The following is a 26,148-nucleotide window of genomic DNA, read 5'->3' as shown; positions in this document are numbered from 1 at the left end:
ACCGTGACGCGCCCGTACCCCTTCTCCGTACAGAGGTCGAGCGCTGCCTGCAGCGTCGCGCGGCGTGCTCTCTCACTGCGGCGCAGGCCACTGGGCGGTGTGATCATCCGGTGAGCATAGGACGGTTTGAGCCATTCCTTATTGACAGGTAGTCGTCATAGGCCGAACAATACCCAAGCGGAAACGGAACGTACCGTGTCGTGTCGTTCCCACCCTCCGCACCGTTCGTGCCGTTCGTGCCGCGACGAGCCGATCGGGGGACGGCTCGCCCGGCCGACGGCATGGGCGACCACTCGCCGATCCGATCCGGCCATGGGGCGACTCCGTGGTCTTGCCTCAGGCCGTGATGTCCTTCGTGGTGAAGCGGGCCCAGGCCGCAGACCCGAACACCGCCACGTACAGGCCCTGGAGCTGGAAGTTCCTGACCAGATCGTCCCAGTGGACCGGCTCGCGCAGGACGTCCGCGAAGGACATCCAGTAGTGCGGGAACAGGTAGGGGTGCAGACCGCTCAGCTGCGGGATGCTGTCCAGGATCTGCACCGTGATCAGCAGCCCGACCGTCGCCGCCATCGCCCCGATCCCGCTGTTGGTCAGCGTCGAGACGAACAGCCCGAGCGCCGCGAACCCGGCCAGTGACCCCGCGACGACCCCCGCCGTCAGCGCGGCCCGCACCAGGCCCTCACCGAAGCTGATCCGGGTCCCGGAGATCGTCGTGACCTCGCCCACCGGGAAGAGCAGCGCCCCCACCGCCAGCGCCGAGGCGGCCACCACCACCGTCGCGACCAGGCAGAAGGTGAGGACCGAGGCGTATTTGGCCAGAAGCAGCCGGGTCCGGCCCGCCGGGGCGACCAGCAGATAGCGCAGGGTTCCGGCGCTCGCCTCGCCCGCGATCGCGTCGCCCGCGACCACACCGACGGCCATCGGCAGGAAGACCGGCAGCGTGGCGGCGAGAGCGGCGAAGACGAGGAAGAGGCCGTTGTTGGTGACCTGCGTCAGGAACGCCGGTCCCGCTCCGCCGTTTGCCCCGCCTCCCGATCCGCCGCCGCCCGTCTCGATGCGGACCGCGATCCCGATGAGCACGGGTACGGCGGCGAGCACCGCGAGGAGCGCGTAGGTCCGGTGGCGGCGGAGGGTGGTGGTGATCTCGGAGCGGAGGATTCCCAGTGTCCACAGGGGGTTGCGGGGGCCTCTCGGCACGGCACCCGGGGACGGAACGGCCTCGGCCCGCGCCATCGAATCCTCAGCCCTCGACGTCGAATCCTCGGCCCTCGACATTGAATCCTCAGCCCGCGACATCGAATCCCTCTCCCGTCAGTGCCACGAACGCGTCCTCCAGCGACCCGCCCTCGATCCCGAACGACCGCACCCGCACCCCGCCGCCCACCAGCGCCGCGTTGAGGTCCGCCAGCTCCACGGCGGCGGGCGGGGCGTCGGCGGTCAGCCGGTCGCCGTCCACGCTCACGCCTCCGAGGCCGTGCTCCTTGAGGATGCGGGCGGCCTCCCCGGGGTCGGGGGTGGTGACGGTGAGCCGGCCGCGGGCGCTCGCGGCGAGTTCGGCGACCGGGCCCTGGACCAGCAGCCGGCCCCGGGCCATCACCGCCGCGTGCGTACAGACCTGCTCGATCTCGTCCAGCAGGTGCGAGGAGAGGAACACCGTGGTGCCCTCGGCCGCCAGCTCCCGGACCAGGGAGCGGATCTCCCGCATGCCCTGCGGGTCGAGGCCGTTGGTCGGCTCGTCCAGGACGAGCAGGCGGCGCGGCCGGAGCAGGGCCGCGGCGAGCCCGAGGCGCTGCTTCATGCCGAGGGAGTACGCCTTCGCCTTCTTGGCCGAGGCGGCGGCGAGGCCGACCCGCTCCAGGGCGTGGGCGATGCGGGCCGCGCGGGTGCGCGGGTCGGCGGTGGGGTCGGCGCGGTCGAACCGTACGAGGTTGTCGCGGCCGCTCAGGTAGCCGTACAGCGCGGGCCCCTCGATCAGCGCGCCGACCTCCGGGAGGACCGTACGGGAGGCCTGGGGCATGGGGCGGCCGAGGACCGTGGCCGTGCCGGAGGTGGGGTCGATGAGGCCCATGAGCATCCGGATGGTGGTGGTCTTGCCGGAGCCGTTGGGGCCGAGGAAGCCGAAGACGCTGCCGCCGGGGACGGTGAGGTCGAGGCCGTCGACGGCGACCTGGCCGCCCCGGAAACGCTTGGTGAGGCCGCGGGTCTCGATGACGGGGGCGGGGCGGCCCCCGGCCGCGTACGCCGGGGCTGTCGCCGTGTCCGCAGCCGCCGCTCTGTCCGTCATGCCGGTCGCACCTCTCAGCACGCGCAGGGGCCGGACCGCCCCGCCCCGCCGCGCGGTTGCGTGACGGGGCGGGGTGGTCCGGCCGGATGACCCGGGAGCCCTACTTGGCGCCGTCGGCCGCCCGTACCAGCGCGTCCTTCGTCACCGCTCCGACATATACCTTGCCGTCGTCCGTCAGCAGGGCGTTGACCAGGCGGGTCTTGAAGACCGTGCCCGAGCCGAACTTTCCGGTGACCTTGTCGCCGAGCGCGTCCAGGAAGCCCTGCGCCTCGGCCGGGACATCGCCCGAGCCCGACGTGGGCAGGCCCTTGCCGCCGGGGATCTCGATGGCGGCGATCGACGTCCAGCCCTTGCCGATGACGTTGACGCCCTCGGAGCCCTCCAGCCCCTCCAGGCCCGGGATCTGCCCGGAGAACTGCTCCGGGAGCGCCTTCTGCGCCTTGCCGTGCTCGTCCTTGCCGGTCTCCAGCTCGTCGGCCTCCGTCACCTTGGCGCCCTTGGGCGGGGTGAAGTCGAACGAGGAGGCGGCGGGCTTCGCGAAGTCCACCTTGGTGAAGCCGGCGTCGACCACGGCCTTGCCGCCGCTCGCCGCGGCCAGCGTGAACTTCAGCGGCACGCCGTTCTCCGCGTCCACCGCGATCCGCACCGAACCGATCGTCGAGCCGGACTGCTTGGGCTTGATGACCAGCTGGTACGCGTCCCGGCCCGCCACCTGCGCGGTGCCGTCCACGGCGACCGACGTGGTGTCGCCGACCGCCGCGAGCGCCTGCTCGGCGAAGTCCTTCGGGGTGGCGGGGACGCCCTTGGGCGCCTTCGGGGTCTCCTTCGCGCTGCCGTCCCGGCCTTCGGGCGCCTCGGCGTGGTAGACCTCGTCGGACTTGGAGTCGTACGCCCAGACCTCGCCCTGGTTGTGGATGACGTTGTACTCGGAGGCCTTGCCGAGGATGGCGAGACGCTGCTTCTCCGGGCCGTCGACGGCCACGCGCAGGGTGTGGGTGCCGGACGTCAGCTCCATGAGCTTGTCCTGCGGTGCGGCGGCGCCCGCACCCTTGCCCTCCTCGGCGCCCGGCAGGAACGATCCCGCGAGGCCGTCGAGGGGCAGGCCCAGGTCGGTGCTGATCTTGAACGTGCCGGAGAGCTGCTCCTCGTCGGAAGCGGCGATCTTCTCGATGAGCTCCTGTGCGCTGATCTTCGGCAGGTCCGGGTCGCCGGAGTTCGCGAGTGCCGGGACGAGCCCGATGGTCGCGGCCGCCACCCCCGCGACCGCGACGGGGACGATGTAGCGCGCCGCCTTCCGGCGGCCCACGACAGTGCCCGTGGCCTCGCCGGTGGTCTCTGCGCTGTCGTTCGGTGCCATGTGTGCCCTACCTCCGTGGTCGGCGGCTTCCGTCCGGTTGCTCGTCCACTCCCTGCCGCCATTCTCACCCGATGTGGTCAGGAGTGGTTGGTATCCATCTGACCAAATCGGGCGGCTTGAAGCGTCAGCCCCGGGGATCAACCTGCCTACTGCTCCGGTATGACAACCGGAGGGGGTGGGTCGGCCATCCCGTAGGGGTAGGGCCCTGCGGAGTCCTATCGGGTGACGCGTCGTCAACGTCACGGAAGGCGCGCGAAGGGTGCGCGCCGCGCACTCTCAGCCCGCGCGGTGCACCACGGCGTCGCACAGCTCTTCCAGCGCGGACTTCGCGTACCCCTCGGGCAGCGGCGCGAGCGTGGCGCGCGCCTCCTGGGCGTACCGGACGGTGTCCTGCCGGGCCTGTTCCAGGGCCGGGTGGGCGCGCAGCCGGCGCAGCGCCTCGGCGAGGGTGTCGTCGTCGCTGAGGTCGCCGTCGAGCAGCTCGACGAGCTCCAGGTCGTCGGGCTTGCCGTCCTCCGCGGCCTGGGCGCGCAGCCGCAGCACCGGGAGGGTGGGGATGCCTTCGCGCAGGTCGGTGCCGGGGGTCTTGCCGGACTCATGGGTGTCGGAGGCGATGTCGAGGACGTCGTCGGCGAGCTGGAAGGCGATGCCGAGCCGCTCCCCGTACTGCGTGAGGATGTCCACGGTCCGCTCGTCGGCCCCGGCCATCAGCGCGCCGAACCGGCCGGAGACGGCGACCAGCGAGCCGGTCTTGCCGCTGAGCACGTCCAGGTAGTGGTCGACCGGGTCGCGGCCGTCGCGCGGGCCCGCGGTCTCCAGGATCTGGCCCGTGACGAGCCGTTCGAACGCCTCGGCCTGGATGCGTACGGCGTCGGGGCCGAGGTCGGCCAGGATGTGGGAGGCGCGGGCGAACAGGAAGTCGCCGGTGAGGACGGCCACCGAGTTGCCCCAGCGGGTGTTGGCGCTCTCCACCCCGCGGCGGACGTCGGCCTCGTCCATCACGTCGTCGTGGTACAGCGTGGCCAGGTGGGTCAGCTCGACGACGACGGCCGAGGGGACGACACCCGGCGCGTCCGGATCACCGAACTGTGACGCGAGCATGACCAGCAACGGGCGGAACCGCTTGCCCCCCGCCCGCACCAGGTGCTGGGCGGCCTCCGTGATGAACGGCACGTCACTCTTGGTGGCTTCGAGCAGCCCCGCCTCGACAGCGGCCAGGCCCGTCTGGACATCGGCCTCAAGAGCCTGGTCCCGCACGTGCAGTCCGAACGGCCCGACGACGGTCACGAGGGCATCTCCTGTCTGCTGACGATCACACGCAATGTCGATGTGTCGTTGTCTCCATCCAACTCAGCGTATCCGGTCCCCTTTGGATCACCGTGGGCGGCTTCCCGCCACCGCCGGTATGTTCGGGATCAGCTCATACGATCAGGAGTCTCCGCTTTGTCCCACACCGCTGCCGACACCGAGCCGGACCGGCCACCGCCCGAGGACGACCGCGCCTTCTTCGGCCAGCCACGGGGTCTGATGACCCTGTCCGGCCTGGAGGTCTGGGAGCGGTTCTCGTTCCTCGGCATGCAGGCGATCCTGGTGCTGTTCTTCGCCGACAAGGTCGCCGACGGCGGCATGGGCATGGACCCCGGCACCGCCGCCTCCGTCTCGGCCGCCTACGGGACCCTCGTCTACCTGGTCTCCGTGGCCGGTGGCTGGCTGGCCGACCGGATCCTCGGCTCGTACCGGGCCGTGCTGTACGGCGGCATCCTCATCGCCTGCGGCCACTACTCCATGGCCGTGCCCACCGACGCGATGACCTGGGTGGGCCTCGGGCTGATCAGCGCCGGAACGGGCCTGCTCAAGCCCAACGTGGCCTCCATGGTCGGCAAGCTCTACCGCACCGACGACGAGCGGCGCGACGCCGGCTTCGCCCTCTACTACATGGGCATCAACATCGGCGCCTTCGCCGGACCGCTGATCACCGGCTGGCTCGGCGACCACGCGAGCTGGCACTGGGGCTTCTCGGCCGCCGCGATCGGGATGACCTTCGGCCTGATCCAGTACGTGGCCGGCCGCCGTCACCTGGTCGGACGCAAGGAGGGCGCCGAGTTCGCGCTCGCCCCCGCCGCCATGCGCCGCGCGGTGCGGCTGATCATCGGCGGGGCCGTCGCGGTCGCCGTCCTCGCCACCGCCCTGGCGCTGGCGGGCTGGCTCACCATCGACCGGTTCGTGGACGTGCTCACGGTCATCTCGGTCATCGCGCCGATCACGTACTTCGTGGTGATGTTCCGGAGCCCGCGGGTCACCGCCGAGGAGCGCGGCAGGCTGCGGCCGTACGTCGTGCTCTTCCTGGGATCCGTCGTCTTCAACTTCATCCTCTTCCAGGCGTACTCCACGATGATCCTGCTGGCGTCGACCAACGCCCGCACCGAGATCCTCGGCTTCACCTTCCCGGCCAGCTGGTACGCCTCCGCGCTCGGCGCCTTCGAGGTCGCGCTCGCGCCCGTGGTGGCCGCCACCTGGGTCCGGATGGGCCGCCGCCAGCCGCACGCCTCCAACAAGATCGCCTTCGGTGTGATCCTCGGCGGTCTGTCGTTCCTGCTGATGGTCCTGCCCACCTCCGGGCACGCCGACGACACGTACCGGATGGCGGCCTGGTGGATCGTCGGCTCCTACCTGCTGCTCGGACTCGGCGACGTCCTGCTGGAGACCTCCGGCCTCTCCGCCAGCAGCAAGCTCGCCCCTAAGGCCTTCGCCAGCCAGACGATGGCCCTGTGGTTCCTGTCGCTGGCCGTCGCCAACGGCATCCAGGCGCAGGTCGTGAAGTTGTACGGCGAGGTCTCCACGCCCGCCTACTTCGGGGTCAACGGCACGATCGCCGTGGCGGCAGGACTCGCGATGATCGCCGCCGCGCCCTGGCTGAAGCGCACGATGCACCCCGTCCACTGATCCGTACGCCTCAAGCACCCCGTCCACCAGCAGCCGCCGAAAGAAGGCGTCGCGGCCCCATAAGAAGGCGTCCCCCGTCCCCCACCGAGGTGACCCATGAACATCACGACCGAGTTCCCGTACGAGACGACCCGCGAGGACGTGTACATCCCGCTGCCCGGCGGCACCCGGCTCTACGCCCGGATCTGGCGGCCCCTGACCGACGAACCGGTCCCCGCGCTGCTGGAGTACCTGCCCTACCGGCTCGGCGACTGGACCGCGCCGCGCGACTGGCAGCGCCACCCCTGGTACGCGGGCCACGGCTACGCCTCCGTACGGGTCGACGTCCGGGGCCACGGCAACAGCGAGGGGCTGCCGGGCGACGAGTACGACGCCCAGGAGCTGAGCGACGGGGTCGCCGTCATCCACTGGCTGGCCCAGCAGGAGTGGTGCTCGGGCCGGGTCGGGATGTTCGGCATCTCCTGGGGCGGCTTCAACTCGCTCCAGATCGCCGCGCTCGCCCCCGAGCCGCTGAAGGCGATCGTCACCGTCTGCTCGGCCGACGACCGCTACGACAACGACGTCCACTACATGGGCGGCTCGGTCCTCGCCGTCGACATGCACGCCTGGGCCGCCACCATGCTCGCCTTCGTCTCCCGCCCGCCGGACCCGTCGCAGGCAGGCGACGACTGGAAGGAGCTGTGGCTGAAGCGGCTGGAGGCGATCGAACCCTTCAGTCACACCTGGCTGGCCCACCAGAGCCGCGACGACTACTGGAAGCACGGCAGCGTCTGCGAGGACTACGGGGCGATCAAGGCGAACGTGCTGGCGGTGGGCGGCTGGCACGACCCGTACCGCGACACCGTCCTGCGCCTGGTCGAGCACCTCGATCCGGGGCAGGTGCGCGGGATCATCGGCCCGTGGTCGCACCAGTACCCGGACCGGGGGCTGCCGCCGGGGCCCGCGATCGGCTTCCTCCAGGAGACGCTGCGCTGGTGGGACCAGCACCTGAAGAACAAGGAGACGGGTGTGATGCGGGAGCCGCTGCTGCGGTCCTGGATCAGCGGCTCGCACCCGCCCGCCACGGTGTACGAGACGCTGCCCGGCCGCTGGGTCGGGGACGCCTCCTGGCCGTCGGAGAACGTCTCCCCGGTGGCGTACGCGCTCCAGGGCGGTGAGCGGATCGTCGCCTCGCCGCAGCAGACCGGCCTGGACGCGGGCCGCTTCTTCCCGTTCGGCAACGACGCGGACCTGCCGCCGGACCAGCGGGACGAGGACGCCAAGTCGGTGTCGTTCGAGTTCCCCGTCGAGGAGGCGCCGATCGAGATCCTCGGCCGCCCCCGGGTCAAGCTCCGCATCCGGATGGACGTCCCGCGCGGCCAGGCCGTCGCCCGGCTCTGCGACGTGGCGCCCGACGGCTCCTCCACCCTGGTCACCCGGGGCGTCCTCAACCTCGCCGCCCGGCACGGCCGCGACCGCACCGACGACTGGACGCCCGGCGACACCGAGGACGTCACCTTCGACCTGAACGGCATCGGCCACACCTTCCCGCCCGGCCACCGCATCCGGCTCGCGGTCTCCTCCGCGTACTGGCCCTGGATCTGGCCGCAGGCCGGCTCGGCGGGCTTCACCCTCGACGCGGACGGCAGCTTCGTCGAGCTGCCGGTGCGCCGCCACACCGAGGACCCCTCGATCACCTTCGGCGAACCGGAACAGTCCGAACCGCTCGGCGTGGTCTACCCGGTCACCCTGGAGGAGCCGCGCCCCGAACGGCTCGTCGTCCGCGATGTCGCCAAGGGCGAATGGCGGCTGGAGGTCGACCCCCGCTACGGCGGTACGCGGGTCTACCCCGACGGCCTCGAATTCACCGAGGACGCCCTGGAGACGTACACGATCCAGCAGGACGACCCGCTCTCCGCGCGCACCCGCAGCGACTGGCGGATCCGGCTGCACCGGCCGGAGATGTCCTGGGACGTGGAGATCGAGACGCGCTCCGAGATCGCCGCCGACGACAACGACTTCATCACCTCCGACGAGGTGATCTGCAAGGACGGCGGCGAGGTCGTCTTCCACCGCACCTGGGAGAAGCGCATCCCGCGCACGGCGGGCTGAGCGGACCGTGTTGCGTTCGCGGGTCCCCCGGATTTCCGGGGGACCCTTCGAACTTTCCGGGCAATACGTGCAGTTGGGGATAGGAGGGGCACTGCCGTGGGGTAGGACCTCCGACGTAACGTGTCCTCCACACGACCTGGAAAGCGAGGCAGCAACAGATGCCCGAGCAGAGCAGCCCGCTCGACCTGGCCGAGGGCGATCCCTTCGGCCCGCACAACCTTCCCTACGGTGTGTTCTCCACCCCCGACCACCCGGAGGACCGCCGGGTCGGCGTCCGCATCGGCAACCACGTCCTGGACGCCGGCGCCGCCGCCCACGCGCTCGGCTCCCCCTACGCCGGGCTGCTGGCGCAGCCGAGCCTGACGCCGCTGCTCGCCGCGGGCCGCACCGCCTGGCGGGACGTGCGCCGCGCGCTCACCGCCTGGCTGACGGTCCCGGGCCACCGCGCGGACATCGAGCCGCTGCTGCACCCGGTGGACGCGGTGACCCTGCACCTGCCGTACGAGGTCGCGGACTACGTCGACTTCTACGCCAGCGAGCACCACGCCACCAACGTCGGGCAGATCTTCCGGCCGGACGGCGACGCGCTCACCCCCAACTGGAAGCACCTCCCGATCGGCTACCACGGCCGCTCCGGCACCGTCGTGGTCTCCGGCACGGACGTGGTGCGCCCCAGCGGCCAGCGCAAGGCCCCCACCGACCCGGCGCCCGTCTTCGGGCCCTCGGTGAAGCTGGACATCGAGGCCGAGGTCGGCTTCGTCGTCGGCGTCCCCTCCGCCCACGGCACCCCGGTTCCGCTCGCCGACTTCCGCGAGCACGTCTTCGGGCTCTCGCTCCTCAACGACTGGTCGGCGCGCGACCTCCAGGCCTGGGAGTACGTGCCACTGGGCCCGTTCCTCGGCAAGTCCTTCGCCACCTCCGTATCGGCGTGGGTCACCCCGCTGGAGGCCCTCGACGCGGCCCGCACCGCCCCGCCCACCCGGGACGTACCGCTCCTCCCCTACCTGGACGACTCCCAGGAGGAGGAGCACGGCGGCTTCGACATCCGGATCACCGTGGAGATCAACGGCCAGGTCGTCGCCGAGCCGCCGTTCGCCTCGATGTACTGGACGGCCGCCCAGCAGCTCGCCCACATGACGGTCAACGGCGCGTCGCTGCGGACCGGGGACCTGTACGGCTCCGGCACGGTCAGCGGCCCCGGGACCACCCAGCGCGGCTCGCTCCTCGAGCTCACCTGGAACGGCCGCGACGCACTGGAACTGCCCGAGGGCAAGCGGACGTTCCTGGAGGACGGCGACACGGTCACGCTGACCGCCTGGGCCCCCGGCCCGCACGGCACCCGCGTGGGCCTCGGCGACGTGACCGGCAGGATCGTCACAGCACCGTGAACACTCCCGCTCCCGCCCCCGCACTGACGCTGCCCGAGGAACTGATCCTGCTGACCCTGGACCCGGACCGGGGCAAACCGTTGTGCAGCGCCGCCTCCCTGGCGTTCGGAACGGCCGGGGCAGCCCTCGCCGAGCTGGAGATCCAGGGCCGGATACGGGAGGAGGGCGGCCGGATCCAGGTGGTGAACCCACTGGACCCGGCCGACCCGCTCCTCGCCGAACTGCTGCGGACCCTGCCCCAGGCCAAGGGCCGCCGCTCGGGTATGCGCGCCCGGCGCTGGGTGGGCGACTTCGACCGGCACGTGCACGGGAAGTACCTGGACTCCCTGGTCGAGCGCTCCCTGCTCTCCAGGGAGACCCGCCGCTTCCTCGGCCTGTTCCCGTACCACCGGCACTTCCCGGTCGCGCCGGACCTCGTACCGGCCGTCTTCGACCGGTTCTCGGCGGCCGAGGCGGCCGGCTACCCCGACCACCGGGACCGGGTGCTGGCCGCCCTGGTCTCCGCGATCGGCCTCGCCGGCGAACTGACCCGCCTCGGCCGCAACGGCCGCACGGCGATGAAGGTCATGCGCCGCTCCGAGTGGACGGCCTCGGCCGTCCACTACAACGTGAAGCAGAACGAGTCCGGCGGAGACGGCGACGGCTGGAGCGGCGGCGACAGCGGGGGCGGGGGCGGCTGCGGCGGGGACTGAGGGGGGCGCGTCGACCTGGACCTCACCGCGATCACGCCCCGCCGCCGGGCGGCGGACCGGGGCCAGGTCCCGCCGCCCTGCTCCTCACTGCCCGGTACTCACTCGTACTCGGGCGGTTCCTCGTCCCAGGCGAACTCGGGGTCGCCGGCCGGCTGGGCGGCGGGGGCCACCGGGGCTGCGGGGGCCTTCGTACGGGCCGGGGTCGGTGCCGGGCGGGGTGCGGGAGCTTCGGCTGCGGGAGCCTCCGAGGCCGCCCCCGGAACCGTCTCCGCCAGGACCTCCAGCACGCCCTCCCCGTACGTCGCCAGCTTCTTCTCGCCCAGGCCGCTGATGCCCCCCAGCTCCGCGAGCGAGGACGGGTGCAGGGTCGCGATCTCCCGCAGCGTCGCGTCGTGGAAGATCACGTACGCCGGGACGCCCTGCTCCTTGGCCGTCGCACCGCGCCAGGTGCGCAGCGCCTCGAAGACCGGGACCGCGGAGGCGGGGAGGTCGGCCGCGGCCGCCTTGCCCTTGGCGCCCTTGGAGCCGCCGGCCGAGGACGACGAGCGGGACGTGGGCTTCTTCGGCTCCTTGCGGAGCAGGACCTCCCGCTCCCGGCCGAGGACCGTGGCGCTCTCCTCGGTGAGGACCAGCGTGCCGTACTCCCCCTCCACCGCGAGCAGGCCCTGGGCCAGCAGCTGGCGCACGACGCCGCGCCACTCCGCCTCGGCCAGCTCCTCGCCGATGCCGAAGACCGAGAGCTGGTCGTGGTCGAACTGGATGACCTTGGCGGTCTTGCGGCCCAGCAGGATGTCGATGATCTGGCCCGCGCCGAACTTCTGGTTCCGCTCGCGCTTGAGGCGGACCACCGTGGAGAGCAGCTTCTGCGAGACGACCGTGCCGTCCCAGGTCTCCGGCGGGACCAGGCAGGTGTCGCAGTTGCCGCAGTTCGCGGCGGTGGGCTCCTGGCCGAAGTAGGTGAGGAGCTGGGCCCGGCGGCACTGGACCGTCTCGCAGAGCGCCAGCATCGAGTCCAGGTGGGCGGCGGCACGGCGGCGGTGGGCCTCGTCGCCCTCGCCGCCCTGGATGAGCTTGCGCTGCTGGACGACGTCCTGGAGCCCGTACGCCATCCAGGCCGTCGACGGATCACCGTCACGGCCCGCGCGGCCGGTCTCCTGGTAGTACCCCTCGACGGACTTCGGGAGGTCCAGGTGGGCGACGAACCGGACGTCCGGCTTGTCGATGCCCATGCCGAAGGCGATGGTCGCGACGACGACGAGGCCCTCCTCGCGGAGGAAGCGCGCCTGGTGGGTGGCGCGCGTCGAGGCGTCCAGGCCCGCGTGGTACGGCACGGCGTTGACGCCGTTGCGGGTCAGATACTCCGCGATCTTCTCCGTGGAGGCGCGCGAGAGGCAGTAGACGATGCCCGCGTCCCCGGCGTGCTCCTCCTGGAGGAAGGTGAGGAGCTGCTTCTTCGGGTCGGACTTCGGGACGATCCGGTACTGGATGTTGGGCCGGTCGAAGCTGGCGACGAAGTGCTTCGCGTCCGGCATGCCGAGGCGGCGGGTGATCTCCTCGTGCGTGGCGCCCGTGGCGGTCGCCGTCAGCGCGATGCGCGGGACGTCGGGCCAGCGCTCGCCGAGCACCGACAGCGCCAGATAGTCGGGGCGGAAGTCGTGGCCCCACTGGGCGACGCAGTGCGCCTCGTCGATCGCGAAGACGGAGATCTCGCCCCGGGCCAGCAGCGAGAGCGTGGAGTCCAGCCGCAGCCGCTCCGGCGCCAGGTAGAGCAGGTCCAGCTCGCCCGCGAGGAACTGCGCCTCCATCGAGCGGCGCTCGTCGAAGTCCTGCGTGGAGTTCATGAAGCCGGCCCGCACACCGAGCGCCCGCAGGGCGTCGACCTGGTCCTGCATCAGGGCGATCAGCGGCGAGACGACGACCCCGGTACCGCGCCTGACCAGGGACGGGATCTGGTAGCAGAGGGACTTTCCGCCGCCGGTCGGCATGAGCACGACGGCGTCGCCGCCGGAGACCACATGCTCGATGACCTCGCCCTGCTCGCCGCGGAACGCGTCGTATCCGAAGACCCGGTGCAGCGTCCGCTGCGCCTCGGTCTCGGAACCGTTGTCGGTGTCGGTCCCGTTGCCGGTCACCGTCCCGGTCACATCCATGGTCACGCCCAATGCTCTGTCCCCCGAGGTCCGCACGTCCGGCCCTGTCCGTCCTGCTCTCGTCCCCGACCACGATAGGCGGCTCCTACGACAACGCCGGACGGTCCTGTGGATAAAGGACCGTCCGGCGCTGTTCCACGGGAGAATCGCCTACCGCACGAAGACGCCCGCCTGGCCCGCGAGGTCCAGGAAGTACTGCGGGGCCAGACCCAGCACCAGCGTGACCGCCACGCCGACCGCGATCGTCGTCATGGTCAGCGGGGACGGGACGGCGACCGTGGGGCCGTCCGCCTTCGGCTCGCTGAAGAACATCAGGACGATCACGCGGATGTAGAAGAAGGCGGCGATGGCCGACGAGATCACACCGACGACGACCAGCGCGCCCGCACCGCTCTCGGCCGCCGCCTTGAAGACGGCGAACTTGCCGGAGAAGCCCGAGGTGAGCGGGATCCCGGCGAAGGCCAGCAGGAACACCGCGAAGACCGCGGCGACCAGCGGCGAGCGGCGGCCGAGCCCGGCCCACTTCGACAGGTGCGTGGCCTCGCCGCCCGCGTCCCGTACCAGCGTGACGACGGCGAACGCGCCGACCGTCACGAAGGAGTACGCGCCCAGGTAGAAGAGGACCGAGGAGACCCCCTCCGGGCTGGTCGCGATGACACCCGCCAGGATGAAGCCGGCGTGCGCGATCGAGGAGTAGGCCAGCAGCCGCTTGATGTCGGTCTGGGTGATCGCGACGACCGCGCCGCCCAGCATCGTGATGATCGCGACGGCCCACAGCACCGGCCGCAGGTCCCAGGTGAGCCCGGGGAGCACCACGTACAGCAGGCGCAGCAGCGCACCGAACGCGGCGACCTTGGTGGCGGCCGCCATGAAGCCGGTGACCGGGGTCGGGGCGCCCTGGTAGACGTCCGGGGTCCACATGTGGAACGGGACGGCACCGACCTTGAAGAGCAGGCCGGTCAGGATCATCGCGCCGCCGATGAGCAGCAGCGCGTCGTTGCCCATGGTGCCGGCGAGGGCGGGGTCGATCTCCAGGACCGAGCCGTCGACGACGTTGGCGATGGTGGCGTACGAGAGGGAGCCCGCGTAGCCGTAGAGGAGGGCGATCCCGAAGAGCAGGAACGCCGAGGAGAACGCGCCGAGCAGGAAGTACTTCACGGCCGCCTCCTGGGACATCAGCCGCTTGCGGCGGGCGACGGCGCAGAGGAGGTACAGCGGGAGCGAGAAGACTTCCAGCGCGATGAAGAGGGTCAGCAGGTCGTTGGCGGCGGGGAAGACGAGCATGCCCGCCACCGAGAAGAGGACCAGCGGGAAGACCTCGGTGGTGGTGAAGCCCGCGCGGACGGCGGCCTTCTCGCTCTCGCTGCCGGGGACCGTACCGGCCTGGGCGGCGAAGGAGTCGACCCGGTTGCCGTGGGCGGTGGGGTCGAGCCGCCGTTCGGCGAAGGTGAAGACGGACACCACCGAGACCAGGAGGATGGTCCCCTGGAGGAACAGGGTCGGGCCGTCGATCGCGATGGCGCCCATGGCCGCGATCTGGGCCTTCGTGGTGCCGTACCCGCCGGCCGCGAGGGCGACGACGGCTGCGAACGCGGCGGCCAGCGCCACCACGGTCAGCAGGAGCTGGGTGTGGTACCGGGCCTTGCGCGGTACGAAGGCCTCCGCCAGGACTCCCAGGACGGCGGCGCCCACGATGATCAGGACGGGTGCCAGCTGGGCGTACTCGATCGTGGGCGCCGTGAAGCGGTCCCCCGGAGCTGCCGATGTCACCCCGCTCGCCGTCGTCCACAGGCTGTGGACAGCTGTTGCGCTCACTTGGCGGCCTCCACCTCGGGCTGGGGGTCCTTCTTCTGTACGTCGGACATGGTGTGCTCCACCGCCGGGTTGACGACCTCGGTGAGCGGCTTCGGGAAGACGCCCAGGAAGAGCAGCAGCGCGATCAGCGGTACGGCGACCACCAGCTCACGTGCCTTGAGGTCGGGCATGGTCCGGACCGCCTCGTTGACGGGACCGGTCATCGTCCGCTGGTAGAGGACGAGGACGTAGATCGCGGCGAGCACGATGCCGGAGGTGGCGATGATCCCGGCCACCGGATAGGCGCTGAACGTGCCGACCAGCACCAGGAACTCACTGACGAACGGGGCGAGCCCCGGCAGCGACAGGGTCGCCAGACCGCCGATGAGGAAGGTGCCCGCCAGCACGGGGGCGACCTTCTGCACCCCGCCGTAGTCCGCGATGAGTCGCGAGCCGCGCCGGGTGATGAGGAATCCGGCGACCAGCAGCAGTGCGGCGGTCGAGATGCCGTGGTTGACCATGTAGAGCGTGGCGCCCGACTGGCCCTGGCTGGTCATCGCGAAGATGCCCAGGATGATGAAGCCGAAGTGCGAGATCGAGGCGTAGGCGATGAGCCGCTTGATGTCGCGCTGGCCGACCGCGAGCAGCGCCCCGTAGACGATGGAGACGAGCGCCAGGGCGATGACGACCGGGGTCGCCCACTTGCTGGCCTCCGGGAAGAGCCCGAGGCAGAAGCGGAGCATCGCGAAGGTGCCGACCTTGTCGACGATCGCGGTGATGAGCACGGCGACCGGTGCGGTCGCCTCGCCCATCGCGTTGGGCAGCCAGGTGTGGAGCGGCCAGAGCGGGGCCTTGATCGCGAAGGCGAAGAAGAACCCGAGGAAGAGCCACCGCTCGGTGGAGGTCGCCATCTCCAGGGTGCCGTTGGCCCGGGCCTCCACGATCTCCGAGAGCGAGAAGGTGCCCGCGACGACATAGAGGCCGATGACGGCGGCCAGCATGATCAGGCCGCCGGCCAGGTTGTAGAGGAGGAACTTGACCGCCGCGTACGAACGTTGCTTCGCGGCGTTCTCGTCGCTGCCCGCGTGGGCCCGGTCGCCGAAGCCGCCGATGAGGAAGTACATCGGGATGAGCATGGCTTCGAACAGGATGTAGAAGAGGAAGACGTCGGTCGCGAGGAACGACAGGACCACCATGGCCTCGACCATGAGGATCAGGGCGAAGAAGCCCTGGGTGGGCCGCCAGCGCGAGGACTTCGTCTCCAGGGGGTCGGCGTCGTGCCAGCCGGCCGCGATGACGAACGGGATCAGCAGCGCGGTGAGCCCGATGAGGGCCACCCCGATGCCGTCCACGCCCAGTTCGTACCGGACGCCGAAGTCGGCGATCCAGGCCCGGGACTCGGTCAGTTGGTAGCGGTCGCCGCCCGGCTCGAAGCGGGCGAAGACGACGCCCGCCAGGACGAGCGTGCCCAGCGAGAAGAACAGCGCGACCCACTTGGCCACGGTGCGCTGTGCGGCAGGGACCGCGGCGGTGACGATGGCTCCGATGGCCGGGAGCGCCGCCGTCGCGGTCAGGAGGGGAAAGGACATGTGATCAGACCGCCCTCATCAGCAGGGTCGCGGCGATGACGACCGCCGCACCGCCGAACATCGAGACCGCGTAGGAGCGGGCGTAGCCGTTCTGCAGCTTGCGCAGCCGGCCGGAGAGCCCGCCGACCGACGCGGCCGTGCCGTTGACGACGCCGTCGACCAGGGAGTGGTCGACGTAGACGAGCGAGCGGGTGAGGTGCTCGCCGCCGCGGACCAGGACCACGTGGTTGAAGTCGTCCTGGAGCAGGTCGCGGCGGGCCGCCCGGGTGAGCAGCGAGCCGCGCGGGGCGAGGACGGGCACGGGCTTGCGCCCGTACATCGCCCAGGCGATCCCGACGCCGATGACCAGGGCCACCACGGTGGCCCCGGTGACGGTGGCCACGCTCAGCGGGGAGTGCCCGTGCTCGTAACCGGTGACCGGCTCCAGCCAGTTGACGAAGCGGTCACCGATGGCGAAGAAGCCACCGGCGAAGACCGAACCGACGGCCAGCACGATCATCGGGATCGTCATGGACTTCGGGGACTCGTGCGGGTGCGGCTCGTGGCCCTCGGCGTCGGGCTGCCAGCGCTTCTCGCCGAAGAACGTCATCAGCATCACGCGCGTCATGTAGAACGCGGTGATCGCGGCGCCCAGCAGGGCGACGGAGCCGAGGATCCAGCCCTCGGTGCCGCCCTTGGCGAAGGCCGCCTCGATGATCTTGTCCTTGGAGAAGAAGCCGGACAGGCCCGGGAAGCCGATGATGGCGAGATAGCCGAGGCCGAAGGTGATGAAGGTGACCGGCATGTACTTCCGCAGGCCGCCGTACTTGCGCATGTCGACCTCGTCGTTCATGCCGTGCATCACCGAACCGGCCCCCAGGAAGAGCCCGGCCTTGAAGAAGCCGTGCGTCACCAGGTGCATGATCGCGAAGATGTAGCCGATCGGGCCGAGGCCCGCGGCGAGGATCATGTAGCCGATCTGCGACATCGTGGATCCGGCGAGCGCCTTCTTGATGTCGTCCTTCGCGCAACCGACGATCGCACCGAAGATCAGCGTGACCGCGCCGACGATGGCGACGACCAGCTGGGCGTCCGGGGCACCGTTGAAGATGGCGCCGGAGCGGACGATCAGATAGACACCGGCGGTGACCATGGTCGCGGCGTGGATGAGGGCGGAGACCGGGGTCGGGCCCTCCATCGCGTCGCCGAGCCAGGACTGCAGCGGCACCTGGGCCGACTTGCCGCAGGCGGCCAGCAGCAGCATCAGGCCGATCGCCGTCAGCTTGCCCTCGCTGGTCTCACCGGTCGACTCCAGCACCGGCCCGAAGGCGAAGGTGCCGAAGGTGGTGAACATCAGCATGATGGCGATCGAGAGGCCCATGTCACCGACGCGGTTGACCAGGAAGGCCTTCTTCGCGGCGGAGGCGGCGCTGGGCTTGTGCTGCCAGAAGCCGATGAGCAGGTACGACGCCAGACCGACGCCCTCCCACCCGACGTACAGCAGCAGGTAGTTGTCGGCGATGACCAGGATCAGCATCGCCGCGAGGAACAGGTTGAGATAGCCGAAGAAGCGGCGCCTGCGCTCGTCGTGCTCCATGTAGCCGATGGAGTAGATGTGGATCAGGGTGCCCACACCGGTGATGAGCAGGACGAAGGTCATCGACAGCTGGTCGAGCTGGAAGGCGATGTCGGCCTGGAAGCCCTCCACCGGAATCCAGCTGAACAGGTGCTGGTGCAGGGCCCGGTCCTCGGCGCCCTTCCCCAGCATGTCGGCGAAGAGGACGACGCCGACGACGAACGAGGCGGCGGCGAGCACGGTGCCGAGCCAGTGCCCGGCCCGGTCCAGCCGGCGGCCGCCGCAGAGCAGGACCGCCGCTCCGAGCAGGGGCGCCGCGACGAGCAGCGCGATCAGGTTCTCCACGATTCCGGTCCCCTTACAGCTTCATCAGGCTGGCGTCGTCGACCGAGGCCGAGTGGCGGGAGCGGAACAACGACACGATGATCGCGAGCCCGACGACGACTTCCGCGGCGGCGACGACCATCGTGAAGAACGCGACGATCTGTCCGTCGAGGTTTCCGTGCATCCGGGAGAACGTGACGAGCGCCAGGTTGCACGCGTTGAGCATCAGCTCGATGCACATGAACAGCACGATCACGTTCCGCCGGATCAGCACCCCGGAGGCGCCGATCGCGAACAGCAGGGCCGCGAGGTAGAGATAGTTGACCGGATTCACTTGGCGGCCTCCGAATTCTCCGCCGCGGACGCGGGGTTCGCCCCGCGTGCCACGGCGTCCGCGTCCTCACGTCCGAGCCGCTCGCCGGAGCGCTGCTCCAGGGCCTTGAGATCGGCGAGGGCCTCCTGGGAGACATCGCGGATCTGGCCCCGGTCGCGCAGCGTCTTCATGACGGTGAGCTCGGACGGTGTGCCGTCGGGCAGCAGACCGGCGATGTCCACCGCGTTGTGCCGGGCGTAGACACCGGGGGCGGGCAGCGGCGGGAGGTGCTTGCCGCGGACGCGCTCCTCGGACATCTCCCGCTGGGTCTTGGCCCGTTCGGTGCGCTCGCGGTGCGTGAGCACCATCGCCCCGACGGTCGCGGTGATCAGCAGGGCGCCGGTGATCTCGAAGGCGAAGACGTACTTGGTGAAGATGAGGTTGGCGATCCCCTCCACGTTTCCGCCGTGCAGGGCGTTGGCGGCGCCCAGCCCGTTGAAGGTGGAGAGCGACGCGTTGCCGATGCCCGCGATCAGCAGGACGCCGAAGCCGAGGCCGCAGCCGACGGCCAGCCAGCGCTGCCCCTTGAGGGTCTCCTTGAGGGAGTCCGCCGCGGTGACACCGACGAGCATGACGACGAAGAGGAAGAGCATCATGATCGCGCCGGTGTAGACGATGATCTGGACGATGCCGAGGAAATAGGCGCCGTTGGCGAGGTAGAAGACGGCCAGGACGACCATGGTCCCGGCGAGCGACAGAGCGCTGTGCACGGACTTCTTCAGCAGGACCGTGGAGAGCGCACCGATCACGGCGACGGTGCCCAGGATCCAGAACTGGACGGCCTCGCCGGTCGATGTGGTGGTGGCCGCGGCGATCGCGTTCATGCGCCGGACCCCCTGCCCTGCTGTGCGCCCGCGCTTCCCGCGGACTCGTCGGGCTTGGCCTCGCCCTTGGAGACCGCCGGCTGGGGCACCGTGCCGGGGGCGGCCTCGGTGACCAGGCCCCGGTAGTAGTCCTGGTCGTCCATGCCGGGGAAGATCGCGTGCGGGCTGTCGACCATGCCTTCCTCCAGGCCCGCGAGCAGCTCGTCCTTGGTGTAGATGAGGCTCTCGCGGGTGGTGTTGGCGAGCTCGAACTCGTTGGTCATGGTCAGCGCCCGGGTGGGGCACGCCTCGATGCAGAGTCCGCAGAGGATGCAGCGCGCGTAGTTGATCTGGTAGACGCGGCCGTAGCGCTCGCCCGGGGAGTAGCGCTCCTCCTCCGTGTTGTCCGCGCCCTCCACGTAGATGGCGTCCGCCGGACACGCCCAGGCGCACAGCTCGCAGCCGATGCACTTCTCCAGGCCGTCCGGGTGACGGTTGAGCTGGTGGCGGCCGTGGAAGCGGGGCGCGGTCACCTTCGGCGTCTCGGGGTACTGCTCGGTCAGCCGCTTCTTGAACATGGCCTTGAAGGTCACGCCGAAGCCGGCCACGGGGTTCTGGAACTTCTCCCCCGCCGTCGCCGATTCCCCCGAGGAACCAGCGGATCCCGATGAGCCCGTGAGCTCTGGTTTCTCAGACACCGCCGGCCTCCTTTCCGTCACTCGCGTTTCCGTCACTCTGAGTATCCGGTGCGCCACTGACAACGAGCTCCCGCTCACGCCGAGGTACGCGCCTGGGCACCGGTGGCAGGCTCTGTCCGGGCAGTGGTGGCACCGGGAACCCGCCCGCCATCGGGTCGAAGGCGGGCTCCGGTCCGGCTTCCGCCTCCTGGGCCCTGACCCTGCGGTCGCGGTACATGTCGACGACCAGCGAGATCAGCAGGATGGCGAGCACGGCCCCGCCGACGTACAGGACGATCCGGGAGAAGTCGTAGCCCTCGTTGCGCAGCGCGCGGACGGTGGCGACGAGCATCAGCCAGCCCACGGAGACCGGGATCAGGACCTTCCAGCCCAGCTTCATCAGCTGGTCGTAGCGGACGCGTGGCAGGGTGCCGCGCAGCCAGATGAAGAAGAAAATCAGCGCCTGGAGCTTCAGGAAGAACCAGAGCATCGGCCACCAGCCGTGGTTCGCCCCCTCCCAGAACGCGGAGATCGGGTACGGGGCCCGCCAGCCGCCGAGGAACAGCGTCACCGCGATCATCGACACGGTCACCATGTGGATGTACTCGGCGAGCATGAACATCGCGAACTTGATGGAGCTGTACTCGGTGTTGAAGCCGCCGACCAGGTCGCCCTCGGACTCCGGCATGTCGAACGGGGCCCGGCTGGCCTCCCCGACCATCGTCACCATGTAGATGAGGAAGGACATCGGCAGCAGGATGATGTACCACCGGTCCCCCTGCGCCTCCACGATGGTGGAGGTCGACATCGAGCCGGAGTAGAGGAACACCGAGGCGAACGCGGCGCCCATGGCGATCTCGTAGCTGATCATCTGGGCACAGGAGCGGATTCCGCCGAGCAGCGGGTACGTCGAGCCCGAGGACCAGCCGCCGAGGACGAATCCGTACACCCCGACCGCGCCGACCGCGAGGATGTAGAGCGCGGCGATCGGCAGGTCGGTGAGCTGCATCGTCGTACGGGTGCCGAAGATCGAGACCTCGTTGCCCGCCGGGCCGAAGGGGATGACCGCGACCGCCATGAAGGCGGGGATCGCCGCGAGAATCGGCGCGAGGACGTAGACCGCCTTGTCCGCGCGCTTGACGATGACGTCTTCCTTCAGCATCAGTTTGATGCCGTCGGCGAGCGACTGGAGCAGCCCCCAGGGGCCGTGCCGGTTGGGGCCGATCCGCAGCTGCATCCAGGCGACGACCTTGCGCTCCCACACGATGGAGAAGAGCACGATGAGCATGAGGAACGCGAAGCAGAAGACCGCCTTGAGCAGCACCAGCCACCAGGGGTCGGTGCCGAACATCGAGAGATCCTCGGCGGCGATGACGGCACCCTGTGGTGCCGTGGTGAGTGCGGTGAGGCCCATCACGCTCGTACCTCCGATGGTTCGACGGGTCCACCCGGTGCGGCGGCGGGGCCGATCCGTACCAGGCCGCCGGGGTTCGCACCGGTGTCGGCGGGGATGCCGCGTCCCACCGAGTTCAGCGGCACCCAGACCACGCGGTCCGGCATGTCGGTGACCTGGAGGGGGAGTTCGACGGCGCCGGTGGGGCCGGTGACGGCGAGCAGGTCGCCGTCCTTGACTCCGGTCTCGGCCGCGGTGGTGGCCGAGAGCCGGGCGACGGCCGCGTGCCGGGTTCCGGCGAGCGCGGTGTCGCCCTCCTGGAGCCGGCCGAGGTCGAGCAGCATCCGGTGGCCCGCGAGGACCGCCTCGCCGTCGCCGGGGCGGGGCAGCGGCTGCGCCGACGCGCGCGGGTCGTCCGCGTGGCCGCCCTCCCAGCCGCCGAGCCGGTCGAGCTCGCGGCGGGCCGCGGTCAGGTCCGGCAGTGCGAAGTGCACGTCCATGGCGTCGGCCAGCATGTGCAGCACACGCGAGTCGACCGGCGAGAGCGTCCGGGGCATCTGCTCCGGCTTCAGCGCCGCCTGGAACATCCGGGCCCGGCCCTCCCAGTTGAGGAAGGTGCCGGACTTCTCCGCGACGGCGGCGACCGGGAAGACCACGTCGGCCCGGTCGGTGACCTCGCTCGGCCGCAGCTCCAGCGAGACCAGGAACCCGACCTCGTCCAGGGCCTCCAGCGCACGCGCCGGGTCGGGCAGGTCCTCCACCCCGACGCCGGCGACGAGCAGCGCGCCCAGTTCACCGGTGGCCGCGGCCTCGATGATCTGGCCGGTGTCGCGGCCGTGCCGGGAGGGGAGTTCGGCGACGCGCCACACGGCCGCCACCTCGTCCCGGGCCCGCGGGTCGGTGGCCGGGCGGCCGCCGGGCAGCAGGGTGGGGAGCGCGCCCGCCTCCACCGCGCCCCGGTCGCCCGCCCGGCGCGGAATCCACACCAGGCGTGCGCCGGTCGCGGCGGCGGTCCGGACTGCGGCGGAGAGTGCGCCGGGCACGCCGGCGAGCCGCTCACCGACGATGATCAGGGAGTTCTCACCGCGCAACGCCTCGGCGGCGGCAGCCCCTTCGGCCTCCAGGCCGACGCCGCCCGCGAGCGCGTCCAGCCACTCGGTCTCGGTGCCGGGGGCGGCGGGCAGCAGCGTGCCGCCCGCCTTCACCAGGCCGCGCGTGGCGTGCGAGGCGAGCGCGAAGGTCTTCTGGCCGCTCTTGCGGTGGGCCTTGCGGAGCCGCAGGAAGACGCCGGGGGCCTCCTCCTCGGACTCGAACCCGACGAGCAGGACCGCGGGGGCCTTCTCCAGCGCGGTGTACGTGACCCCCTCGCCGTCCAGGTCCCGGCCGCGTCCGGCGACCCGGGCGGCCAGGAAGTCGGCCTCCTCGGCGCTGTGGACCCGGGAGCGGAAGTCGACGTCGTTGGTGTCGAGGGCGACCCGCGCGAACTTGCTGTACGCGTAGGAGTCCTCGACGGTCAGCCGGCCACCGGTCAGCACACCGGCCCGGCCCCGGGCGGCGAGCAGACCGGCCGCCGCGGCTTCCAGCGCCTCGGGCCAGCTCGCCGGTTCCAGGACGCCTTCGGCGTTGCGGACCAGCGGGGTGGTGAGCCGGTCGCGCTGCTGGGCGTAGCGGAAGCCGAACCTCCCCTTGTCGCAGATCCACTCCTCGTTGACCTCGGGCTCGTTGGCCGCGAGGCGCCGCATGACCTTGCCGCGCCGGTGGTCCGTGCGCATCCCGCAGCCGCCGGAGCACTGCTCGCACACCGAGGGGGTGGAGACCAGGTCGAAGGGGCGGGAGCGGAAGCGGTACGCCGCCGAGGTCAGCGCGCCGACCGGGCAGATCTGGATGGTGTTGCCGGAGAAGTACGACTCGAAGGGGTCGCCCTCGCCGGTGCCGACCTGCTGGAGGGCGCCGCGCTCGATCAGCTCGATCATCGGGTCGCCCGCCACCTGGTTGGAGAACCGGGTGCAGCGCGCGCAGAGCACGCACCGCTCACGGTCCAGCAGCACCTGGGTGGAGATCGGGACGGGCTTCTCGAAGGTCCGCTTCTTCCCGTCGAAGCGGGAGTCGGCGCCGCCGTGCGACATCGCCTGGTTCTGGAGCGGGCACTCGCCGCCCTTGTCGCAGACGGGGCAGTCCAGCGGATGGTTGATCAGCAGCAGCTCCATCACGCCCTTCTGCGCCTTTTCGGCGACAGGAGAGGTGATCTGCGACTTGACGACCATGCCGTCGGTGCAGGTGATGGTGCAGGAGGCCATCGGCTTGCGCTGGCCCTCCACCTCGACGATGCACTGGCGGCAGGCGCCGGCGGGGTCGAGGAGCGGGTGGTCGCAGAAGCGCGGGATCTCGATGCCGAGGAGCTCGGCGGCCCGGATGACCAGGGTCCCCTTGGGGACGCTGATCTCGATGCCGTCGATGGTCAGCGTGACCAGGTCCTCGGGCGGGATGGCCGCCTCGCCGCCCCCGGAGGGCGCACTCGTGGTGACTGTCATGCGTTCACCCCCCGGTGAGCGTTCTTGCCGTTGGCGTCTCTGTCGTCGGCCCAGGCCGTGGATCTGGCGGGATCGAAGGGGCAGCCCTTGCCCGTGATGTGCTGTTCGTACTCCTCGCGGAAGTACTTGAGCGAGGAGAAGATCGGGGCGGCGGCGCCGTCGCCGAGCGCGCAGAACGACTTGCCGTTGATGTTGTCGGCGATGTCGTTGAGCTTGTCCAGGTCGGCCATCTCGCCCTTGCCGGCCTCGATGTCGCGGAGCAACTGGACCAGCCAGTAGGTCCCTTCGCGGCAGGGCGTGCACTTGCCGCAGGACTCGTGGGCGTAGAACTCGGTCCACCGGGTGACGGCCCGCACGACGCAGGTCGTCTCGTCGAAGCACTGGAGCGCCTTGGTGCCGAGCATGGACCCGGCGGCGCCGACGCCCTCGTAGTCGAGGGGTACGTCGAGGTGCTCCTCGGTGAGCATCGGGGTGGAGGAGCCGCCCGGCGTCCAGAACTTGAGGCGGTGGCCGGCCCGGATGCCGCCGCCCATGTCGAGGAGCTGACGCATCGTGATGCCGAGCGGGGCCTCGTACTGGCCGGGGCTGGTGACATGGCCGCTGAGCGAGTAGAGCGTGAAGCCCGGGGACTTCTCGCTGCCCATCGACTTGAACCAGTCCTTGCCCCTGTTCAGGATCGCGGGAACCGAGGCGATGGACTCGACGTTGTTCACCACAGTGGGGCAGGCGTACAGACCGGCGACCGCGGGGAAGGGGGGTCGCAGCCGGGGCTGTCCACGCCGTCCTTCGAGAGAGTCGAGCAGCGCGGTTTCCTCACCACAGATGTACGCGCCGGCACCTGCGTGCACCGTGAGTTCCAGATCGAGTCCTGAACCCAGGACGTTCGTCCCCAGATAACCCGCCTCGTACGCCTCTCGTACCGCCTCGTGCAGTCGTCGCAGCACGGGGACGACCTCACCGCGCAGGTAGATGAACGCGTGCGACGAACGGATCGCGTAACAGGCGATCACGATGCCCTCGATGAGGCTGTGCGGGTTCGCGAAGAGGAGCGGGATGTCCTTGCAGGTCCCCGGCTCCGACTCGTCGGCGTTGACAACAAGATAGTGCGGCTTGCCGTCACCCTGCGGGATGAACTGCCACTTCATCCCGGTGGGGAACCCCGCGCCGCCGCGTCCGCGCAGACCGGAGTCCTTGACGTACGCGATGAGGTCGTCGGGGTCCATGGCCAGCGCCTTGCGCAGCCCCTCGTACCCCTCGTGGCGGCGGTAGGTCTCCAGGGTCCAGGATTCGGGCTGGTCCCAGAAGGCGGAGAGGACGGGGGCGAGCAGCTTCTCGGGGCTCGTCCCGTTGTGGTCGATCTCGGCGGCCAAGGTCATCACTCCCCCTCCTCGGCTGCGGGCCCGGCCGGGTGCTCCGGGTCGGAGGCCGAGGTCTGCTGCGGTGCGTCGTGCGAGCTGAGGTGCTCGGACGGCGAAGGGTCGTGCGGCTGCCCCTCCTTGGGACGGCCGTCGCGCGGGGCGACGACGCGTGCCTTCGGCAGTGCCTCGCCCTTGGCGAGCTTGAGCCCGACGAGGGAGGCGGCGCCCGCGCCACCGGACGCCTCGACGGCGCCGGGGCGCTCGTCGGGGAAGCCGGCCAGGATGCGGGCGGTCTCCTTGTAGGAGCAGATCGGGGCGCCGCGGGTGGGCTCGACGGTCCGTCCGGCGATCAGGTCGTCGACGAGCTGCGTGGCGCTCTCGGGTGTCTGGTTGTCGAAGAACTCCCAGTTCACCATCACGACGGGCGCGAAGTCGCAGGCCGCGTTGCACTCGATGTGTTCGAGGGTGACCTTGCCGTCGTCGGTCGTCTCGTTGTTGCCGACGCCGAGGTGTTCCTTGAGCGTGTCGAAGATGGCGTCGCCGCCCATGACCGCGCACAGGGTGTTGGTGCAGACCCCGACCTGGTAGTCCCCGCTCGGCCTGCGCCGGTACATGGAGTAGAAGGTCGCGACGGCCGTGACCTCGGCGGTGGTGAGGTCGAGGGTCTCGGCGCAGAAGGCCATCCCGGTCCGGGAGACGTACCCCTCCTCGGACTGGACGAGGTGGAGCAGCGGCAGCAGCGCGGAGCGGCTGCCCGGATAGCGGGCGATCACCTCCTTCGCGTCCGCGTCGAGCCGGGCGCGCACGTCGGCCGGGTAGGCGGGGGCGGGGAGCTGCGGCATCCCC

The 26,148-nt window shown here is 70.7% G+C and carries 19 protein-coding genes and 1 pseudogene; 4 read left to right on the top strand and 16 right to left on the bottom strand.

What is annotated here, in order from left to right; all coding sequences use genetic code 11:
- The 5 genes and pseudogenes from IE264_RS38055 to IE264_RS22830 form a co-directional block, all read right to left on the bottom strand.
- Nucleotides 1–107, bottom strand: a pseudogene (locus tag IE264_RS38055) (TetR family transcriptional regulator); the annotation flags it as partial.
- 229 nt (nt 108–336) lie between these two features.
- Nucleotides 337–1,233 carry an ABC transporter permease gene (locus tag IE264_RS22845; RefSeq protein ID WP_032760009.1) on the bottom strand — a complete coding sequence of 299 codons (897 nt, stop codon included), beginning with the start codon at nt 1,231–1,233 and terminating at the stop codon, nt 337–339.
- 49 nt (nt 1,234–1,282) lie between these two features.
- Nucleotides 1,283–2,284, bottom strand: coding sequence for an ABC transporter ATP-binding protein (locus tag IE264_RS22840; RefSeq protein ID WP_051822033.1), 1,002 nt, complete (start codon nt 2,282–2,284; stop codon nt 1,283–1,285).
- A gap of 100 nt (nt 2,285–2,384) precedes the next feature.
- Complete coding sequence (locus IE264_RS22835; protein WP_015610634.1) at nt 2,385–3,641, bottom strand: LolA family protein; 1,257 nt, start codon at nt 3,639–3,641, stop codon at nt 2,385–2,387.
- 276 nt (nt 3,642–3,917) lie between these two features.
- Nucleotides 3,918–4,928 (bottom strand): polyprenyl synthetase family protein, encoded by a 1,011-nt coding sequence (locus tag IE264_RS22830; RefSeq protein ID WP_015610633.1) that lies wholly within the window; start codon nt 4,926–4,928, stop codon nt 3,918–3,920.
- A gap of 156 nt (nt 4,929–5,084) precedes the next feature.
- Here IE264_RS22830 and IE264_RS22825 point away from each other — a divergent pair, with 156 nt between their 5' ends.
- The 4 genes from IE264_RS22825 to IE264_RS22810 all read left to right on the top strand — a co-directional run bounded on the left by IE264_RS22825 (nt 5,085) and on the right by IE264_RS22810 (nt 10,755).
- Entirely contained in the window at nt 5,085–6,584 is a 1,500-nt protein-coding gene (locus IE264_RS22825; RefSeq protein ID WP_032760010.1) for a peptide MFS transporter, read from the top strand.
- A gap of 96 nt (nt 6,585–6,680) precedes the next feature.
- Complete coding sequence (locus IE264_RS22820; RefSeq protein ID WP_032760013.1) at nt 6,681–8,675, top strand: CocE/NonD family hydrolase; 1,995 nt, start codon at nt 6,681–6,683, stop codon at nt 8,673–8,675.
- Nucleotides 8,676–8,833: 158 nt separating this feature from the next.
- Nucleotides 8,834–10,063, top strand: coding sequence for a fumarylacetoacetase (fahA, locus tag IE264_RS22815; protein ID WP_015610630.1), 1,230 nt, complete (start codon nt 8,834–8,836; stop codon nt 10,061–10,063).
- Nucleotides 10,060–10,755 carry a GOLPH3/VPS74 family protein gene (locus IE264_RS22810; protein WP_032760015.1) on the top strand — a complete coding sequence of 232 codons (696 nt, stop codon included), beginning with the start codon at nt 10,060–10,062 and terminating at the stop codon, nt 10,753–10,755. The genes fahA and IE264_RS22810 overlap by 4 nt, the downstream gene beginning before the upstream one ends.
- A gap of 98 nt (nt 10,756–10,853) precedes the next feature.
- On the opposite strand, the gene recQ is transcribed toward IE264_RS22810, so the two are convergent.
- From recQ to nuoE, 11 genes are all read right to left on the bottom strand, one after another.
- A complete protein-coding gene (gene recQ, locus IE264_RS22805; protein ID WP_032760069.1) occupies nt 10,854–12,905 on the bottom strand; it encodes a DNA helicase RecQ in 2,052 nt (683 codons plus the stop codon).
- 150 nt (nt 12,906–13,055) lie between these two features.
- Nucleotides 13,056–14,720 carry an NADH-quinone oxidoreductase subunit NuoN gene (gene nuoN, locus IE264_RS22800; protein WP_015610627.1) on the bottom strand — a complete coding sequence of 555 codons (1,665 nt, stop codon included), beginning with the start codon at nt 14,718–14,720 and terminating at the stop codon, nt 13,056–13,058.
- Complete coding sequence (locus tag IE264_RS22795; RefSeq protein WP_015610626.1) at nt 14,717–16,288, bottom strand: NADH-quinone oxidoreductase subunit M; 1,572 nt, start codon at nt 16,286–16,288, stop codon at nt 14,717–14,719. The genes nuoN and IE264_RS22795 overlap by 4 nt, the downstream gene beginning before the upstream one ends.
- Nucleotides 16,289–16,292: 4 nt before the next feature.
- Entirely contained in the window at nt 16,293–18,188 is a 1,896-nt protein-coding gene (gene nuoL / locus IE264_RS22790) for an NADH-quinone oxidoreductase subunit L (RefSeq protein WP_032760019.1), read from the bottom strand.
- A 13-nt stretch (nt 18,189–18,201) separates the two neighbouring features.
- Nucleotides 18,202–18,501, bottom strand: coding sequence for an NADH-quinone oxidoreductase subunit NuoK (gene nuoK / locus IE264_RS22785; protein ID WP_015610624.1), 300 nt, complete (start codon nt 18,499–18,501; stop codon nt 18,202–18,204).
- Nucleotides 18,498–19,364: an NADH-quinone oxidoreductase subunit J gene (locus IE264_RS22780; protein WP_015610623.1), complete on the bottom strand. Its 867-nt coding sequence runs from the start codon at nt 19,362–19,364 to the stop codon at nt 18,498–18,500. The genes nuoK and IE264_RS22780 overlap by 4 nt, the downstream gene beginning before the upstream one ends.
- Nucleotides 19,361–20,041 (bottom strand): NADH-quinone oxidoreductase subunit NuoI, encoded by a 681-nt coding sequence (gene nuoI / locus IE264_RS22775; RefSeq protein WP_078657633.1) that lies wholly within the window; start codon nt 20,039–20,041, stop codon nt 19,361–19,363. The genes IE264_RS22780 and nuoI overlap by 4 nt, the downstream gene beginning before the upstream one ends.
- Nucleotides 20,034–21,434, bottom strand: coding sequence for an NADH-quinone oxidoreductase subunit NuoH (nuoH, locus tag IE264_RS22770; protein WP_078657634.1), 1,401 nt, complete (start codon nt 21,432–21,434; stop codon nt 20,034–20,036). The genes nuoI and nuoH overlap by 8 nt, the downstream gene beginning before the upstream one ends.
- On the bottom strand, nt 21,434–23,944 hold the full coding sequence (locus IE264_RS22765; RefSeq protein ID WP_032760027.1) for an NADH-quinone oxidoreductase subunit G: 2,511 nt from the start codon (nt 23,942–23,944) through the stop codon (nt 21,434–21,436). Before IE264_RS22765 ends, nuoH begins: the two co-directional genes overlap by 1 nt.
- On the bottom strand, nt 23,941–25,320 hold the full coding sequence (gene nuoF / locus IE264_RS22760; protein WP_032760029.1) for an NADH-quinone oxidoreductase subunit NuoF: 1,380 nt from the start codon (nt 25,318–25,320) through the stop codon (nt 23,941–23,943). Before nuoF ends, IE264_RS22765 begins: the two co-directional genes overlap by 4 nt.
- Nucleotides 25,320–26,144, bottom strand: a complete 825-nt coding sequence (nuoE, locus tag IE264_RS22755) for an NADH-quinone oxidoreductase subunit NuoE (protein ID WP_032760030.1) — start codon at nt 26,142–26,144, stop codon at nt 25,320–25,322. Before nuoE ends, nuoF begins: the two co-directional genes overlap by 1 nt.
- Between the last annotated feature and the right edge of the window lie 4 nt (nt 26,145–26,148).

The organism is Streptomyces microflavus (assembly GCF_014650075.1).
Taxonomy (GTDB): domain Bacteria; phylum Actinomycetota; class Actinomycetes; order Streptomycetales; family Streptomycetaceae; genus Streptomyces; species Streptomyces microflavus.
Note: the sequence above shows the minus strand (reverse complement) of the source record. Positions and strands in the feature narration are given on the sequence as shown.

What these genes read in the sequence shown, in the direction of transcription:
- IE264_RS22845 (WP_032760009.1), bottom strand. Translation starts at nt 1,233, where the DNA reads ATGGCGCGGGCCGAGGCCGTTCCGTCCCCGGGTGCCGTGCCGAGAGGC.
- nuoE (WP_032760030.1), bottom strand. Translation starts at nt 26,144, where the DNA reads ATGCCGCAGCTCCCCGCCCCCGCCTACCCGGCCGACGTGCGCGCCCGG.
- IE264_RS22765 (WP_032760027.1), bottom strand. Translation starts at nt 23,944, where the DNA reads ATGACAGTCACCACGAGTGCGCCCTCCGGGGGCGGCGAGGCGGCCATC.
- nuoH (WP_078657634.1), bottom strand. Translation starts at nt 21,434, where the DNA reads ATGGGCCTCACCGCACTCACCACGGCACCACAGGGTGCCGTCATCGCC.
- fahA (WP_015610630.1), top strand. Translation starts at nt 8,834, where the DNA reads ATGCCCGAGCAGAGCAGCCCGCTCGACCTGGCCGAGGGCGATCCCTTC.
- IE264_RS22795 (WP_015610626.1), bottom strand. Translation starts at nt 16,288, where the DNA reads ATGTCCTTTCCCCTCCTGACCGCGACGGCGGCGCTCCCGGCCATCGGA.
- IE264_RS22780 (WP_015610623.1), bottom strand. Translation starts at nt 19,364, where the DNA reads ATGAACGCGATCGCCGCGGCCACCACCACATCGACCGGCGAGGCCGTC.
- recQ (WP_032760069.1), bottom strand. Translation starts at nt 12,905, where the DNA reads ATGGATGTGACCGGGACGGTGACCGGCAACGGGACCGACACCGACAAC.
- IE264_RS22820 (WP_032760013.1), top strand. Translation starts at nt 6,681, where the DNA reads ATGAACATCACGACCGAGTTCCCGTACGAGACGACCCGCGAGGACGTG.
- IE264_RS22835 (WP_015610634.1), bottom strand. Translation starts at nt 3,641, where the DNA reads ATGGCACCGAACGACAGCGCAGAGACCACCGGCGAGGCCACGGGCACT.
- nuoF (WP_032760029.1), bottom strand. Translation starts at nt 25,320, where the DNA reads ATGACCTTGGCCGCCGAGATCGACCACAACGGGACGAGCCCCGAGAAG.
- IE264_RS22840 (WP_051822033.1), bottom strand. Translation starts at nt 2,284, where the DNA reads ATGACGGACAGAGCGGCGGCTGCGGACACGGCGACAGCCCCGGCGTAC.